This window comes from Kitasatospora sp. NPDC048194, assembly GCF_043202455.1.
GTDB lineage: Bacteria > Actinomycetota > Actinomycetes > Streptomycetales > Streptomycetaceae > Kitasatospora.
Genome location: NZ_JBIDAK010000010.1, coordinates 28,271 through 42,761 on the forward strand (window position 1 = coordinate 28,271; position 14,491 = coordinate 42,761).

15 protein-coding genes are annotated in these 14,491 nt (G+C 74.5%); 7 read left to right on the plus strand and 8 right to left on the minus strand.

Translation table 11 applies throughout. The annotated features are described in order from the left end of the window. Positions 1 to 227: 227 nt before the first annotated feature. The gene (locus ACGF07_RS14765; protein ID WP_392898640.1) at positions 228 to 641 is read right to left on the minus strand and encodes a hypothetical protein; all 414 of its coding nucleotides are present in this window, start codon (positions 639 to 641) and stop codon (positions 228 to 230) included. Positions 642 to 770: 129 nt separating this feature from the next. Further along, a complete protein-coding gene (locus ACGF07_RS14770) occupies positions 771 to 1,247 on the minus strand; it encodes a DNA starvation/stationary phase protection protein (protein ID WP_350750311.1) in 477 nt (158 codons plus the stop codon). Positions 1,248 to 1,702: 455 nt separating this feature from the next. Between ACGF07_RS14770 and ACGF07_RS14775 the strand changes: the two genes are divergently transcribed. Both ACGF07_RS14775 and ACGF07_RS14780 read left to right on the plus strand, forming a co-directional pair. Next, positions 1,703 to 2,110 (plus strand): SsgA family sporulation/cell division regulator, encoded by a 408-nt coding sequence (locus ACGF07_RS14775; RefSeq protein WP_350750313.1) that lies wholly within the window; start codon positions 1,703 to 1,705, stop codon positions 2,108 to 2,110. Positions 2,111 to 2,174: 64 nt separating this feature from the next. After that, positions 2,175 to 2,459, plus strand: coding sequence for a DUF6479 family protein (locus ACGF07_RS14780; RefSeq protein WP_392898644.1), 285 nt, complete (start codon positions 2,175 to 2,177; stop codon positions 2,457 to 2,459). A 31-nt stretch (positions 2,460 to 2,490) separates the two neighbouring features. On the opposite strand, the gene ACGF07_RS14785 is transcribed toward ACGF07_RS14780, so the two are convergent. After that, positions 2,491 to 3,006, minus strand: coding sequence for an STAS domain-containing protein (locus ACGF07_RS14785; RefSeq protein ID WP_350750388.1), 516 nt, complete (start codon positions 3,004 to 3,006; stop codon positions 2,491 to 2,493). Positions 3,007 to 3,215: 209 nt separating this feature from the next. On the opposite strand from ACGF07_RS14785, the gene ACGF07_RS14790 reads away from it, so the two are divergent. Continuing rightward, positions 3,216 to 3,509 carry a helix-turn-helix transcriptional regulator gene (locus ACGF07_RS14790; RefSeq protein ID WP_392898646.1) on the plus strand — a complete coding sequence of 98 codons (294 nt, stop codon included), beginning with the start codon at positions 3,216 to 3,218 and terminating at the stop codon, positions 3,507 to 3,509. Between the two features lie 142 nt (positions 3,510 to 3,651). On the opposite strand, the gene ACGF07_RS14795 is transcribed toward ACGF07_RS14790, so the two are convergent. Both ACGF07_RS14795 and ACGF07_RS14800 read right to left on the minus strand, forming a co-directional pair. Continuing rightward, positions 3,652 to 3,945: a WhiB family transcriptional regulator gene (locus ACGF07_RS14795; RefSeq protein WP_392898649.1), complete on the minus strand. Its 294-nt coding sequence runs from the start codon at positions 3,943 to 3,945 to the stop codon at positions 3,652 to 3,654. A 102-nt stretch (positions 3,946 to 4,047) separates the two neighbouring features. Next, positions 4,048 to 5,436: a threonine/serine exporter ThrE family protein gene (locus tag ACGF07_RS14800; RefSeq protein ID WP_392898652.1), complete on the minus strand. Its 1,389-nt coding sequence runs from the start codon at positions 5,434 to 5,436 to the stop codon at positions 4,048 to 4,050. A gap of 360 nt (positions 5,437 to 5,796) precedes the next feature. On the opposite strand from ACGF07_RS14800, the gene ACGF07_RS14805 reads away from it, so the two are divergent. The 4 genes from ACGF07_RS14805 to ACGF07_RS14820 all read left to right on the plus strand — a co-directional run bounded on the left by ACGF07_RS14805 (position 5,797) and on the right by ACGF07_RS14820 (position 12,228). Next, entirely contained in the window at positions 5,797 to 6,765 is a 969-nt protein-coding gene (locus tag ACGF07_RS14805) for an LLM class F420-dependent oxidoreductase (protein ID WP_392898655.1), read from the plus strand. Between the two features lie 111 nt (positions 6,766 to 6,876). Next, on the plus strand, positions 6,877 to 7,047 hold the full coding sequence (locus ACGF07_RS14810) for a hydrophobic protein (RefSeq protein ID WP_350744073.1): 171 nt from the start codon (positions 6,877 to 6,879) through the stop codon (positions 7,045 to 7,047). A gap of 211 nt (positions 7,048 to 7,258) precedes the next feature. Continuing rightward, positions 7,259 to 9,550, plus strand: a complete 2,292-nt coding sequence (locus ACGF07_RS14815) for a catalase (RefSeq protein WP_392898658.1) — start codon at positions 7,259 to 7,261, stop codon at positions 9,548 to 9,550. A gap of 56 nt (positions 9,551 to 9,606) precedes the next feature. Beyond that, positions 9,607 to 12,228, plus strand: a complete 2,622-nt coding sequence (locus ACGF07_RS14820) for a SpoIIE family protein phosphatase (RefSeq protein WP_392898661.1) — start codon at positions 9,607 to 9,609, stop codon at positions 12,226 to 12,228. Positions 12,229 to 12,338: 110 nt separating this feature from the next. On the opposite strand, the gene ACGF07_RS14825 is transcribed toward ACGF07_RS14820, so the two are convergent. The 3 genes from ACGF07_RS14825 to ACGF07_RS14835 all read right to left on the minus strand — a co-directional run bounded on the left by ACGF07_RS14825 (position 12,339) and on the right by ACGF07_RS14835 (position 14,288). Next, positions 12,339 to 12,818, minus strand: a complete 480-nt coding sequence (locus ACGF07_RS14825) for an ATP-binding protein (protein ID WP_392898664.1) — start codon at positions 12,816 to 12,818, stop codon at positions 12,339 to 12,341. 119 nt (positions 12,819 to 12,937) lie between these two features. Continuing rightward, complete coding sequence (locus ACGF07_RS14830; protein WP_392898667.1) at positions 12,938 to 13,333, minus strand: STAS domain-containing protein; 396 nt, start codon at positions 13,331 to 13,333, stop codon at positions 12,938 to 12,940. 82 nt (positions 13,334 to 13,415) lie between these two features. Continuing rightward, complete coding sequence (locus ACGF07_RS14835; protein WP_392898669.1) at positions 13,416 to 14,288, minus strand: RNA polymerase sigma factor SigF; 873 nt, start codon at positions 14,286 to 14,288, stop codon at positions 13,416 to 13,418. Between the last annotated feature and the right edge of the window lie 203 nt (positions 14,289 to 14,491).

Sequence of the window (14,491 nt, forward strand, 5' to 3'; positions counted from 1 at the left end):
CGGGGGCCCCCCCCCCCGCCCCCCCCCCCCCCCCCCGGCCCCCCGCGGGGGGGGGGGCGCGGCGCGCCGCCGTACGGTACTCGCCAGGGCGGCAGCGGAGCCGCGACCGCGCGGCTCCGAACGAAACGACCGTGAGCTTTCTGAGCGACGGTGAGCTCCCTGAACGACCGTGAGCTCCGCGGACGACCGCGGCTTCCGCCGCGCGGCCGGGTGCCGGCCCGTCCGGCTCAGGCCGCCCGACGGGGCGAGCGGAACGGCGCTGCGGCGCGCCGGGATTCGGCGGCGCGGACCGGTGCGTAGGGGCCCAGTTCCAGCGCCCGTTCCAGCTCGTCGATCCGCGTCGAGACCTCCTGCGGCGCGGGCCCGACCGGGCCGTGCGGGCGGGCCAGGGCGACGGTCGTGACCAGCCGCCGTGCCAGCAGGACGGGTACGGCCACCACCCACAGCACGCCCGCACACAGCGCGAGCGCCTCCAGTTGCTGCCGCTCCTGCCGTTCGAAGGCCCCCGCGGTCCGCTCGGTGGCGGTGCCGAGGGTGCCCGCCAGGTAGCCTTCCCTGCCGCGCCGGAAGACGGTGCGGGTGGTCAGCAGCGCGCCGAGCCCGTAGGCACCGAGCACTCCCAGGCACAGCAGCAACGTCATGTGCGGATCGCCTCCTCTACCGGTGGACCCGGTGGCGGGTCCCTGCGTGGGCGTGGGCGTCCGAGCCCGGCACGGGTCGAGGCCGGGTCCGAGCCCGGCCTCGACCCGTGCCGGGTCGGCGCGGTGCCGTCAGTTCCGGTTCTCCGCCTGGAACATCCAGCTGTGCTTCTCGAGTTCGGCCGTGAGCCCGATCAGGAGGTCCTGGGTGACCGGATCGGTCGAGGCCGTCTCCTCGATCCGCACCCTCATCCGCTCGATCACGGCGGCGAAGGCCTTCACCAGGTACTCGACGGTCGCGGTGTCGGCCGTCCAGCCCTCCGGGAAGCCGGGCAGGCTGCTGGAGGCGGCCACGGTGGCGGCCCGCCCGTCCGGGCTGACCCCGATCGCGGCGGCGCGCTCGGCCACCGCGTCGGCGAAGTCGCGTGCGGTGGTGACCACTTCGTCGAGTTGCAGGTGGACGGAGCGGAAGCGGGGGCCGTAGAGGTTCCAGTGCGCCTGCTTGGCCACCAGGGACAGGTCCAGCAGGTCCACCAGAGTTCCCTGCAGGGCGTTCCCGGTCGTCTTGCGTTCGCTCTCCGGCAGCGGGCTGCTGATGACGATGCCCATCGCTGGACTCCTTCCGGATCGGGGGAGCCGTCGTCCGGCCCCGTACGGTGTGGGCGGCCCTCCGCCCGGCGATCCGGCCTCGACGTGCCGCGTCCCGGCCCGGAGAGCGGTGCCCCGGGCTGTCCGGCACGAGGACGAACGACCGGCGCGGGCAGCGGATCGTCCGGCGGCTTCCCCCTTCGGCCGGACGGAAACCACCCGACCGAAGGACAGCGCGAACGGGTGTGCGACGACCCCAGGGACGGACCGTGCGGCCCCGTCGGCCCCCGGGCGGGTCCGCTCGCGATCGTTTCCACATCACGGCCATGGATCGGCGCAGGGCGGGTAGCCGAGGGCTGCCACGGCCGACGTCCGGTGCCGCTGTCGGCGACCCGGCACCGGAGCCCGGCCCCGGCCCGCCCGCTGTTCGGTCACCGCTTCGATTCGATGATGTTCAGAGAATGGAGACCCACCGCATGACCGTCGCCACCTGCCGGTCCACCGCCGTCACCCTGCCCGAGGGTCCGTTCCCCGACATCGCCGTAGAGGCCCACCTGCGCTTCGACACCTCGCTGCCGTACGCGGTCTGCCTGGCCTTCCCTCCGGTCGGGGAGCAGGGCGGCGACGAGATCCAGTGGTTCTTCGCGCGTGACCTGCTGAACGAGGGACGCCACGCGCCGAGCGGCTGCGGGGACGTGACCGTCCGCCCGGGGCCGGAGGGGCAGGTCCTGGTGACCTTGCGCAGCCGCGACGGGCGGGCCGTGATCAGCATTCCCTCGGACGCGGTGACGGCGTTCCTGCTGGACTCCTTCGCCCTGGTCCCGGCCGGGAGCGAGACGGACCACCTCGACATCGACGACGCCCTCGGCCGGATCCTCGCCTGACCGCCGGATCCCCACCCCGCCCGCGCCTTCCAACGGCGATCCCCGAACGGAACGGACTCCCCCGATGCTGTCCACGACGCTGTCCATGACCACGCACCAGCTCGCGACCGACGCCGCTTCCGGCCCGTCCGCGTTCGGCGTCCTGGTGCCCGCGCTCGTCATCGCGGTGCTGCTCATCGGCGCCTTCGCCTGGGGCAGCCGCCGACTGGTGCGCCGCCGGCCGCCGCGGGCGCCGAAGGGCGCCGCCGCGCAGCGCGCCGACTCCTGGCGCACCCCGGGCGGCGAGGGCCCGGGCGCGCAGGACGGGGTGCCCGCCGACGAGGAGCCGGGGCGCCCGCCCCGCCGCTGACCAGGGAGGGCGCGGCCCGGCGGGAGCCTGCTCAGCCGCCGGGGCCGCCGCTCGCGCAGCCGGCGGCCGAGCCGCCTGCGGAGCCGTCCACCCAGCCGTTCGCGGTGCCCCCGCCGCCGTCCGCCGCGAGGGCCCTGCGGACGCTGTCGCACACGGTGAAGACCTGCTCCGCCCCGGTGATCTCGAGCAGCCGCCTCATCTGGGGCCCGGGGGCCGCCAGCGCGACCGGGATCCCCGCCGCCTCGCGCCGGACCTTGAGCAGGGCGTTGAGGCCGGCCGAGTCGCAGAAGTCCAGGCGGGCGAGGTCGACGACCAGGCGCGGCGGGGCGTCCTCGACCGCCGCGGCGAGGGCGGCGTCGAGCGCGCCGCGCTGCTCCATGTCGGCCTCGCCGTCCAGGCGCACCACGCGGGCCCGGCCCGGGAGGTCCAGCGTGGTGATCCGCAGCCCGGGGCGGTCCCCGGGCTCCGGCGCGGAGGGCTGGTCCGATCCGTCGGGCGCGGGCGTCCCCGCGAGGGTGAAGGGGACGCGTCCGCCGTAGATCGCCATCAGCCTGCCTCCGATCTGCGCGGGAGGCCGAGCGGCCCGGGCACCCGCTCCTCCGGGTCCGTCGAACCCCGGCCGATCACGGTGTCGCCCCGTGGCAGCACACGGGCGAGTGCCTCTCCACTGTTCGCCGCGCCTCCGCGCCTGTCAAGGGTTACACGAATATGATGTCGTGTTTCTACTGTCGCGAGTCCCGGTCTTATCCTTGATCCGTGGACAACGGCGGAGACATCACCCGGCAGTGGACCTTCCTGACGAACCACGCTCGCGTGCTCGTCCAGATCGCCCGGGACCCCGGCATCCGCGTCCGTGACATCGCCGCCCGCTGCCTGCTCACCGAACGGGCCGTCCAGCGCATCATCTCCGACCTCGAGACCGCCGGGTACCTCAGCCACGAACGCCGCGGCCGCACCAACCACTACAGCGTCATCGACGGCAAGCAGCTGCGCCATCCCGCCGACGCCGGCCCCACCATCGCCGAGCTCCTCTCCGTCCTGCTGCGCTGACCGCGCCACCGGTTCCGAGGGCACCCCGCAAGCGGCCCGAGGCGGTCCCGCCGCCGGCCGCGCCGCCGCTCCGGCCGCGGACCAGGACGCCGACACGACCGACGCCGGTGACGGGGGCCCGTCACCGGCGTCCGGTACGACGTCACGCGACCGAGCGAACGGGATCCCCGGTGAACAGTGCGCGGCGCTCCTCCTCGGTCAGCCCGCCCCAGACCCCGTGCGGCTCCCGCGCGGCGAGCGCGTGGCGCCGGCACTCCACCCGGACCCGGCAGCCGGCGCAGACGGCCTTCGCCGCCTCGGCCCGCTCCCTCGCGGCGGCGCCGACCTCGTGGGTCGGGCCGAGGAAGACACGGCTGTCGACGGTGCGACAGGCTCCGTCCGACGCGCGGGTCCAGCGGCGCTCGGACGCTTCGGGCAGGAGGGAGAGGTCGGCCACGGCGGATCCTTCCGATCAAGGCGGTCGTTCGACGGTCGTTCGGCGGTCGTTCGCCCCGCTCGTCTAACCCCGTCCCGCGTGTTCATGCCCGCCGCGCCCCTCTCATCGGCGGTGGCGCCCGCCGCGCCGGCGGGCGGCCAGGGCCGCACCGGGCGCCGGGAGGAACAGCCGGGCCACCTCGCGGCCGAGGTTCACGCCGATGGCGAGGGCCATCGCCGTAGCCGCGGCACGCCCCACACCGTTGAGCCCCGCCTCGGGTTCGCCCCGGACGAACGCCAGCAGCCCGAAGTACATCAGGGATCCGGGCAGCAGCGGCCCCAGGGCCGCGGTGACGAACGGCAGCGCCGAACTGCCCCGGTACCGGGCCATCAGCTGGCCGGACAGGCCCACCAGCACGGCGGCGAGGCCGGTGGCCATCACGGGCTCCCCGCCGGCGTTGACCAGCACGCCGTACGTCGTCCAGCCCGCCCCGCTGTTGAGCAGTACGGCCGGCAGCGTACTCGGCTCGGTGTTCAGCAGCACCGCGAAGGCCAGGGCGAGCAGAATCGCCGCTGCCAGCTGGAGGGGCGGGTTCGTGGTCGATCCCGGTCCGCGCTGGGCCGCCAGGTCGGCGCCGTTGTTGACGCCGACGTAGAGCACGCTCATCACACCGACGACCACACCCGCCATCAGGTACAGGACCTTCAGCAGCCGCGCGGCGGCGGTGAGGTAGAAGCCGGCGAGGCCGTCCTGGACGGCCGCCACCATGGGCCACCCGGGCAGCAGCGCGTACAGCCCCCCGGTGATCACCACGGACCCGCGCAGGTGGAGCTGGTTGAAGGACATCAGGATGCCCACCACCGCGGCCGGCGTCGCGGCCGTCGCGATCCGGTAGAACTCCGGCAGGTCGTGGCGTCCCACCAGCACCGAGAGCCGGTCGCCCGCCATGGCCGCGACGACGGCGAGGACGAACACCAGCCAGGCCCGGGCGTCGGCCCGGCCGCCGACCAGCAGCGTCGCGGCCCCGGCCAGCAGACCGGGGGACACCGCCAGGGCCCAGGCCGGGTAGCGGCGGCAGTGCGGACGCACCGCCCTCAGCCGCCGGTGGGCGTCGCCCACCCCCAGTCCGCCCACGGTGATCTCGGTGACCAGCCGGAAGAGCGCCTCCAGCCCCGCGTAGTCGCCGTCCGGGTGGCGCACGGACCGCTCGACCGTCACCGGCGGCTCGCCGGGGCGCGGCCGGTAAGAGATCGCCACCCGGGTGAAGGTGACCCGGGGATCGCAGGGCTGGGCCCGGTAGGTCCGGGCGACGGCGAGCATGGCCGCCTCGACGTCCTCCGCGGCCTCCCCGCAGGCCAGCATCAGCTCGCCCACCAGCAGCGCCAGGTCCAGGACGGCGGCCACCTCGGCGGCCCCGGGCTCGTCCGCGCCGACATCGTGGGCCTCGCCGACCAGCGGCCGGGTGATGGACGGAGTGCGCAGCAGCGGCAGCATCCGGTCCGCCCAGGGCACCGTTCCGTCGACGTCGGCGCCCTCCCCCGGCGCCGCGGCGCCGCGGGCGCCCTCCCGGGGCGGCGCCGGTCTCGAGGCCGGCCGTCGGACGGGCGGAGCGGCCGCGCGGCCGCCCTCCGGCCGCCCCTGCGGCGGCACGCGTCTGCGCCGCGCCTCGGCCGGTCCGACCGATCGCTGCGCACCCTCCGCTTCGGCCCCCGCGCCGAACGGCTCGTGTTCCGGCATCTTCGCTCCCTGCATCACCCCCCTCGTGGCTACTGTTCGCATCCACTCGACTACCCTGGGCCATCGATTCGTGAACGTCACGTCAGGAGTGCGGCCGGTCCGTTCGCGCCGCCGCCGAATGGGCAGGCGCGGAGCATGGTGCAGATCGGATACACGATGATGACGGAGCAACGGGGCCCCCGGGAACTCGTCTCCGACCTGGTGCTCGCCGAACGCGCGGGCTTCGACTTCTCGGTCACCTCGGACCACTACTTCCCGTGGCTGGACGAGCAGGGCCACGCCCCGTACGCGTGGGCGGTGCTGGGAGCGGCGGCGCAGGCCACCTCCCGGATCCCGCTGATGACGTACGTGACCTGCCCGACCTTCCGCTACCACCCCGTGGTGGTGGCCCAGAAGGCGGCGACGCTGCAACTGCTGTCCGAGGGCCGGTTCCGGCTGGGGCTCGGCAGCGGGGAGAACCTCAACGAGCACGTGGTGGGCCGGGGTTGGCCGGCCGCGTCGGTGCGGCTGGAGATGTTCGCCGAGGCCGTCGAGATCATCCGGGCCCTGTTCGAGGGCGGCTACGTGACGCGGCACGGCAAGCACTTCGACGTGGACGGCGCCCGGCTGTGGGACCTCCCGGACCAGCCGCCGCCGATCGGGACGGCGGTGTCCGGCCCGGCGTCGTGCGCGCTGGCCGGGCGGCTCGCCGACCTGGCGATCGCCGTGGAGCCCGACGCGGAGCTGCTCGCGGGCTTCGCCGAGCACGGCGGCGCCGGCAAGCCCGCCGTCGGCCAGCTGCCGGTGTGCTGGGACCCGGACCGGGAGGCCGCCGTACGCCGGGCGCACGAGCAGTTCCGCTGGTTCGGCGGAGGCTGGAAGGTCAACGCCGAACTGCCGGGCACCGCGGGCTTCGCCGCCGCCGGCGGGTTCGTGCGGCCCGAGGACGTCGCCGAGGCCATCCCCTGCGGCGACCGCGTCGAGGACTTCGTCGAGGCGGTGCGGCCCTTCGTCGACGCCGGGTTCGACGAGGTCGCCCTGGTGCAGGTGGGCGGGGACAGCCAGCCCGCCTTCCTGGAGTGGGCCGAGCGGACGCTGCTGCCGGCCCTGCGGAAGGCGTTCTGACCCCACCGGGCCCGCGCGTCCCGTCCCTGTGCGGAAGGCGCGGGCCCCCGGCATGACTTCGCGGACCCGGGGCAGAAGGGCGACCACAACGCCAACCGAGGAGGTCGAACCATGGTCCCGCTCCTGCTGGTCCTTCTGCTCGCTCTGATCCTGTTCGGCGCCGGATTCGCGTTGAAGGTGCTCTGGTGGGCAGCCGTCATCGTGCTGGTCGTCTGGCTGCTCGGCTTCATCGCCCGGGGTACGACGGCGGCCGGCGGACGGGGCCGCTGGTACCGCTGGTAGCCCCGCTCGGGGCGCGCCGGTGCGCACGGCCGCGGGGTCGCCGATCGGGCGGCCCCGCGGCCGTGCGCGCGCGTGCGCGGCGTCATCCGAACGGTCGCCTTCGGTCGCGGGAAGGAGCCGCGCAGCCGGGTTCCCGGCCGCCGGAATCCGTTTCCGGACGCACGACCGGGGTTACCCGGGAAGGGCAGTCCCCTCAACGAGGAGTCGATCCATGGAAGCGTCCGAACCGGTGAAGAAGATCGTCGACAAGGTCGCCGACGTCGTCCAGAACGTCGTCCCGACCGAGCGCCCCGAACTCCCCGGCGCGCCCGGCCCGCAGCCGCCGACCGTACGGGAGCCCACGGAGGTCCGCGACCCGCTGCCGCCCAAGCCCGACCAGGCGGCGCCGAGCCCGGTGACCGCCACCGGCCGCGACACGGGCGCCGGCGCCCGGGTCAGGTCGCAGGACGGCGCGTTCCTGACCACCGCTCAGGGCGCCCGGCTGCCCGACAGCGACCACTCGCTCAAGGCCGGCCCGCGGGGGCCCGTCCTGCTCCAGGACCACCACCTGCGCGAGAAGATCACCCACTTCGACCACGAGCGGATCCCCGAGCGCGTCGTCCACGCCCGCGGCGCCGCCGCGCACGGCGTCTTCCGCGGGTACGGCACCGCCCAGGCGGTCTGCAAGGCCGCGTTCCTCGCCGAGGACGTCGAGACGCCGGTGTTCGTGCGCTTCTCCACCGTCCTCGGCTCCCGCGGCTCGGCGGACACCGTCCGCGACACCCGCGGCTTCGCCACGAAGTTCTACACCTCCGAGGGGGTGTTCGACCTCGTCGGCAACAACATCCCGGTCTTCTTCATCCAGGACGCGATCAAGTTCCCCGACGTCATCCACGCCGGCAAGCCCCACCCCGACCGGGAGATCCCCCAGGCCCAGTCCGCCCACGACACGTTCTGGGACTTCGTCACCCTGCACACCGAGGCCACCCACCACACCCTGTGGAACATGTCCGACCGCGGCATCCCGCGGTCCTTCCGCACCATGGAGGGCTTCGGCGTCCACACCTTCCGGCTGGTCAACGCCGAGGGCGCGAGCACCCTGGTCAAGTGGCACTGGAAGCCCAAGCTGGGCGTGCACTCCATGGTCTGGGAGGAGGCGCAGCTGGTCGCCGGGACGGACCCGGACTTCCACCGCCGGGACCTCGCGGACGCGATCGAGGCCGGTGCGTTCCCGCAGTGGGAGCTGGGCATCCAGACCTTCCCCGACACGCCCGAGCAGACCTTCGAGGGGATCGACCTGCTCGACCCGACCAAGATCGTCCCGGAGGAGCTGGCCCCGGTGCGACCGGTGGGGCTGCTCACGCTGAACGCCAACCCGACCAACTTCTTCGCCGAGACCGAGCAGGTCGCCTTCCATCCCGGCCACCTGGTGCCGGGGATCGACATCACCGACGACCCGCTGCTGTCCGGGCGGCTGTTCTCCTACCTCGACACCCAGATCACCCGGCTGGGCGGCCCGAACTTCGCGCAGATCCCGGTCAACCGCACCCACGCCCCCGTCAACGACATGCTGCGGGACGGGTTCCACCAGCACGCCGTCCACTCCGGCGTGGCGCCCTACAAGCCGAACTCGCTCGACGGCGGCTGCCCGTTCTTCGCCGGAGCCGCGGAGCACGCCTACATCGAGTACCCGACCCCGGTGGCCGCCGCGACCAAGGTGCGCGAGGCGCCCGCCTCGTTCGCGGACCACTTCAGCCAGCCGCGCCTGTTCTGGGCGAGCATGAGCCCGGTCGAGCGCGAGCACATCATCGCCGCGTACACCTTCGAGCTCGGCAAGTGCCACGAACAGGCGATCAAGGAGCGCGGGCTGCAGGTGCTGGCCAACATCGACGGCTACCTGTGCGCGCAGGTGGCCGCCGGCCTGGGCCTGCCCGCCCCCGAGCCGACCGAGCCGTTCGGGGAGGTCCGGCCGAGCCCCGCGCTGTCCCAGCTGGGGCGGACCTGGCCGGCGGACGGCCGGGTCGTCGGCCTCGTCGCGGGCACCGACCACGGCGCGCTGACCACGGTGCGCCGGGCCGTGCTGGACGCCGGTCTCGTCCCGCTGGTGATCGCCGCGACCGGCGCCGGCCTGCCGGCGGACGGCGACGGCGAGCCCGTCGCCGCGCAGCGGACGTACGCCACCGCCCGGTCCGTGGAGTACGACGCGCTGGTGCTGGTCGGCGCGACCGGCCCGGCTCCCGACGCGCAGGCCGCCCGCGACGCCAGGGCGGGCAACCCGGTGCCGGCCGCGCCCACCGTCGACCCGCGGCTCGTGCTGATGCTGACCGAGGCCTACCGCCACGCCAAGCCCCTGCTCGCCGTGGCCGGGGGCCAGGACGCCCTGCGGGCCGCCGGCATCGCCGACGGCCCGGGCGTCCTCGCCGACGTCCGGCCCGACGAGGCGGTGGAACGCCTGATCCAGCTGCTCGCCGCGCACCGGGTGTGGGACCGCTTCCCGCCGCCCGCGGCGGCCGGTGGCCGATAGCCCGACCGGAACCCGGGCGTCCTTTTGGCGCCCGGGTTTCTGGGCAGTGGCCAGACATGGGAATCCCCCTTCCAGCCGGGGCGGCGTCGCTGCGGCTCGCGCCGGAACCGAGGAGCGCCGCGTCGGCCCGCCGCTTCGTGCGGTCGGTGCTGGACGGCGCTCCCCCCGAGGCGGCGGAGACCGCCGAGCTGCTGACCGGCGAGCTGGCGGCCAACGCGGTCCTCCACGCGGGCACCGAGTTCGAGGTGCAGGCGTGGGTCGAGGACGGACGCATCGGGGTGCGGGTCAGCGACCTGCGCCCGGAACGCGGGCTGGTGCCGCACGACCAGCACCCGTACGCGGGAACCGGCCGGGGCCTGGCCCTGGTGGCGGACCTGGCGCCCAGCCACGGTGTCCACGGCGACGCCGACCGCAAGACGGTCTGGTTCGAGCTGTGGCCCGGCCGGCCGGCGCCGCCGGCCTCCGCGTGGGAGACCGTGGCCTCCTGCGGCCCGACCGTGAACGTGGCGCTGACCGACATGCCGTACGCCCTGTACTGGGCGGCCCAGCAGCACTGGGAGGGGATGCTGCGGGAGCTCCAGCTGACCGAGGGGGTCGAGGACCGCGCGGGCGTGCGACCGGACGAGGTGGCCGTCGCCCAGGACGGCAGCAACGTGATCTGCGCGTGCATGACGGCCTCGGTGCAGCAGGAGACCCCCGACAGCTCGACGCTCTCCGTCCTGGTGGCCGTCCCGGCGGACGCCAGCGGGGTCGTGACGGCCCTGCGCCGGGTGCTCGACGAAGCCGAGGACGCCGCGCAGCAGGGCACCCTGCTCACCCTTCCCGCCCTGCCGCAGATCCGCGCGTTCCGCGACTGGCTGTTCGACCAGGTCGTCGGCCAGCTCTCCGGCGAGGAGCCCACCGCCTGGACGCTGACCCCCGGCGTCCCGAGCAGCACCCCCAGCGAGCTGGCCCCCTGGGACGCCGGCGAGGTGGAGGCCGCCACCGTGCCCACGGTCGCGGCCGACGACCTCAACCGGATCATCGCGGTGAGCCCGTCGGCGGCGAACCTGCTGGGCTGGTCGGCGCGCGACCTCATCGGACAACCGCTGACCACGCTGATCCCCGACCACCTGCGCAAGCGCCACCGGGCCGCCTTCACCTCGCTGCTGCTCACCGGCCAGCCGCGCATCCTGGGCCGCCCCGTCCCCGTCCCGGCCCTGCACCGGGACGGCCGGCTGATCCCGATCCGGCTGCACGTGCAGACCCAGGAGGCGATCGACGGCCGCACCGTGTTCGTCGCCCACCTGATGCCGAGGACGGCCCCGCCCGCCCCGCCGTCCCCGGGGCCGGACGGCGGGCACGCGACGCGGCCGGAGCCCGGCCCGGTGCGCTTCCCGAGCACCACCACGAAGTCGCGCCGGGCCAGTGTCGACCGGGCGGCGCTGGAACGGCTGGCCCTGCTGGCCGACACCGGCAGCGCGCTGTCCAGCACCCTGGACCTGGGCGAGCGGATGCGCCGGGTGTGCCAGGTCCTGGCCCACCAGCTGGCCGACTGGTGCGCGGTGGACCTGGTGGACGAGCACGGCCGGGTGGAGCGGATGTGCCTCGTGCACCGCGATCCCCGGGTGCGCGTCCCGGAGGAGCTGCTGGGCCGGCTCCCCCCGCTGTCGGAGGACGCCCAGGGGTCGCTGGCCCGGGTGGTGCGCGGCGCCGGCCCGCTGCTGGTCACCGACTTCCCCCGGGTCGAGGACGCCCCGAGCCCGCTGGACGCCCGGCAGGCGGAGCTGTTCGCCGAGCTGGGGGCGAGCAGCGCGGTGATGGCGCCGCTGCGGGCCCGGCGGGAGGTCCTCGGGGCGCTCACCCTGGTGCGCACCCGGGACGAGCACCCGTTCACCGCCGAGGACGTCGTGCTGGTCTCCGAGCTGGTCCGCGGGATCTCCCTCGGGGTGGACAACGCGCGCCTGCACCTGCGCACCCAGCAGACCGCCGAACGCCTCCAGCGCGCGCTGCTGCCCGAGCTGCCCCTGGTCGACCGCCTGGAGCTGGTCGCCCGCTACGTCCCGTCCAGCAGCACCGCCGAGGTCGGCGGGGACTGGTACGACGCCTTCGCGCTGCCCTCGGGGGAGACCGTGCTGGTCATCGGCGACGTCGCGGGCCACGACCTGCGGGCCGCCGTCGCCATGAGCGCGCTGCGGAACATGCTGCGCGGCATCGCCGTCGACCGCGGGGAGCCGCCGGGCGAGGTGCTGCGCCAGCTGGACCGGGCGAACCACACCCTGAACCCCCACTCGACCGCCACCTGCGTCTACGGCCTGGTCAAGGGGGACGTCGACGGGCACCGGGAGCTGGACTACTCCTCCGCCGGGCACCTGCCGCCGCTGCTCACCACCGGGGACGGCGAGACCCGCTACCTGGAGAGGGGTGCGGGCCTGCTGATCGGCATGGAGCCCGACCTGCCCCGCGTCACGGCCAGTGACCGGCTGCCGCCCGGCTCCACGCTGCTGCTGTACACGGACGGCCTGATCGAGCGCCGGGGGCAGTCCCTCGACGACGCCATGGCCCGGTTGCGGCGGCACACCGCCGCCCTCGCTCGGGCGCCCCTCACCGTCTTCTGCGACGAGCTGGTCATCGCGCTCGGCGCCGAGAGCGACGACGACACGGCGCTGCTCGCGCTGCGCGTCGCGCCACCGGTCTGAGCGGTCCTCGCACGACCACCGGCCTTGGGCGGTCCTCGGACGACGGGCCGAAACGGGCCCGTGGGCGGTGGCGCCCGAAGACGACGGCGCCCGGGAAGCCCCGGGCGCGCCTACGCGCCCCGCAGGCGCGCGATCTCGAACTCGACCCAGATCGTCTTCCCCAGGGCGTGCGGCTCGGCACCCCAGCGGTCGGCCAGCCGCTGCACGATGAACAGGCCGTGGCCACCGGGCAGGGCCGGGTGGTGCGGCTCGCGCGGGGCCGGCAGCTCCGAACTCCGGTCGCTGACCTCGATCCGCAGCCGCTCCGGGTTGACGTCGAGGACCAGCTCCAGCGGGCCGTCGCCGTGCAGCATGGCGTTGCCGACGAGTTCGGCGACCACCAGCACGACGTCCTCGGCGATCCCCTCGCCCGCGCCCGGGGCGCGGGACTGCGGGAACCAGTCGCCCAGCACCTGGACGGCGTGGGCCCTGGCACGGGCGACCGGCTTGGGGAGCCCCGCAAGGGGCAATCGCCTTCGCTGACCGCCGACGGGCAGGACGAGCTCGGCCCCGTGCGGGTCGCCGTCCAGGGCTCCCCGGCTCATCGTCATGTGAGGGCACCCCTTCGGATCGACGTCGCTTTCGCAGCTCGGTTTCCCGGCAGTTCCGGGATTATGCCTGCCCGGGGCCGACCGGGCACCCGGAAGGAGGCGGTCCGACCGCCCGCCACTCAGTGCGGCAGGGCCGCCTCGACCGATTCGTGAATGGTGAACACCGTTCGCGCACCGGTCAGTTCCAGGACCCGCATCACGGTCGGAGCCACCGCCGCGAGGCTCAGCTCCAGCCCTTCCCGCTCCGCCGCGATGCGGGTCCTGAGCAGCAGGTTCAACCCCGAGGAGTCGCAGAAGGCGACCTCCCGCAGGTCGATGACCACAGCGGCCGGCCGCTGGGCGACCAGCTCGGCGAGCGTCTCGGCGGCCGAGTCCAGCGTCTCCACGTCGAGGTCCCCCGCGAGCGTGCAGACCACCGCGCCACCCTCGGTGGCACGACTGCGCACCACCAGGCCCGGCCTGGGTGCGGCGGGCGCCAGGGCCGTGTCGCCCCTGCCGTTGTCGGATGGCATCATCGTCGTCCCCTCCATCGTCCGTGCCCTCCGACCATACGTAGGCTCGGGCCCATCAGCCAAACAGCGGGCCCCATGAGATGCCTCAGTCGCGCTCGAGGCCTTCTCGCAGCTGCCGCAGCGTGCGGGTGAGCAGCCGCGAGACGTGCATCTGGGAGAGGCCGAGGCGCTCCCCGATCTGGGACTGCGTCATGTCCTCGCAGAACCGCATCGAGAGGATCAGCCGCTCCCGCTCCGGCAGCTTGGCCACCAGCGGCTTGAGCGCCACCAGGTCCTCGACGCGGGCGAGGTCGCGGTCCTCGTGACCGAGCCGGTCGGCGAGGGCGCCGGGGCCGTCCTCGTCCTCCGAGCTCCCGAGGTCCAGGGAGCCGGCGGTGTGCCCGTTGGCGGCGGCCAGACCCTGGATGACCTCCTCGACGGGCAGCGAGAGGTGCTCGGCGAGTTCGTTCGGCGTGGGGGCGCGGTCCAGCTCCTGGAACAGCTTGTCCTGGGCCTTGGCCAGCAGGATGCGCAGTTCCTGGAGTCGGCGGGGCACGTGCACGGCCCAGGTGGTGTCGCGGAAGTGGCGCCGGATCTCACCGAGGACGGTCGGCATGGCGAATGTGGTGAATTCCACACCGAGTTCCGGGTCGAACCGGTCGATGGCCTTGATCAGGCCGACCGCCCCGACCTGGAGCAGGTCCTCCTGCGGCTCGCGGTGCGAGGTGAAGCGGCGGATCGCGAACCGCACCAGGGAGAGGTTCATCTCCACCAGGGTGTTGCGGACGTACGAGTACTCCCTCGTCCCCTCCTCCAGGGTGGCGAGGCGTCGCAGCAGAACCCGGGTGAGCTCCCGCGCGTCGGCGGGGGCGATCTCCTTCGGGTCCACTTCTTCGGGCAGCTCCACCGTGAGCGACTCCCGGAGCTTTCCGCCGGGTGCGGCTGCGGAGACGAGCAGTTCGCCAGTGGGCGTGGGCATGCAGGTCCTTTCCCGAGAACGGCACGACGGAGGCCCTGCTACCCCGGGTCCGCCGATCGATGCAGTCATCCACCGTAAACGTTTTGTGAAGGCCGCGTCGTCGGGGGTCGCACCCGCGGTGCGGCCCGCTTCCACCCCGGTGGCAGGCGTTTTCCCGCGCCGCGGGCCCTGGGGTAGCCTCCGTTGACGGTACCCACCGCACT

What these genes read in the sequence shown, in the direction of transcription:
- ACGF07_RS14770 (WP_350750311.1), bottom strand. Translation starts at nt 1,247, where the DNA reads ATGGGCATCGTCATCAGCAGCCCGCTGCCGGAGAGCGAACGCAAGACG.
- ACGF07_RS14780 (WP_392898644.1), top strand. Translation starts at nt 2,175, where the DNA reads ATGCTGTCCACGACGCTGTCCATGACCACGCACCAGCTCGCGACCGAC.
- ACGF07_RS14785 (WP_350750388.1), bottom strand. Translation starts at nt 3,006, where the DNA reads ATGGCGATCTACGGCGGACGCGTCCCCTTCACCCTCGCGGGGACGCCC.
- ACGF07_RS14835 (WP_392898669.1), bottom strand. Translation starts at nt 14,288, where the DNA reads ATGCCCACGCCCACTGGCGAACTGCTCGTCTCCGCAGCCGCACCCGGC.
- ACGF07_RS14810 (WP_350744073.1), top strand. Translation starts at nt 6,877, where the DNA reads ATGGTCCCGCTCCTGCTGGTCCTTCTGCTCGCTCTGATCCTGTTCGGC.
- ACGF07_RS14830 (WP_392898667.1), bottom strand. Translation starts at nt 13,333, where the DNA reads ATGATGCCATCCGACAACGGCAGGGGCGACACGGCCCTGGCGCCCGCC.
- ACGF07_RS14815 (WP_392898658.1), top strand. Translation starts at nt 7,259, where the DNA reads ATGGAAGCGTCCGAACCGGTGAAGAAGATCGTCGACAAGGTCGCCGAC.
- ACGF07_RS14805 (WP_392898655.1), top strand. Translation starts at nt 5,797, where the DNA reads ATGGTGCAGATCGGATACACGATGATGACGGAGCAACGGGGCCCCCGG.
- ACGF07_RS14775 (WP_350750313.1), top strand. Translation starts at nt 1,703, where the DNA reads ATGACCGTCGCCACCTGCCGGTCCACCGCCGTCACCCTGCCCGAGGGT.
- ACGF07_RS14765 (WP_392898640.1), bottom strand. Translation starts at nt 641, where the DNA reads ATGACGTTGCTGCTGTGCCTGGGAGTGCTCGGTGCCTACGGGCTCGGC.
- ACGF07_RS14825 (WP_392898664.1), bottom strand. Translation starts at nt 12,818, where the DNA reads ATGACGATGAGCCGGGGAGCCCTGGACGGCGACCCGCACGGGGCCGAG.
- ACGF07_RS14820 (WP_392898661.1), top strand. Translation starts at nt 9,607, where the DNA reads ATGGGAATCCCCCTTCCAGCCGGGGCGGCGTCGCTGCGGCTCGCGCCG.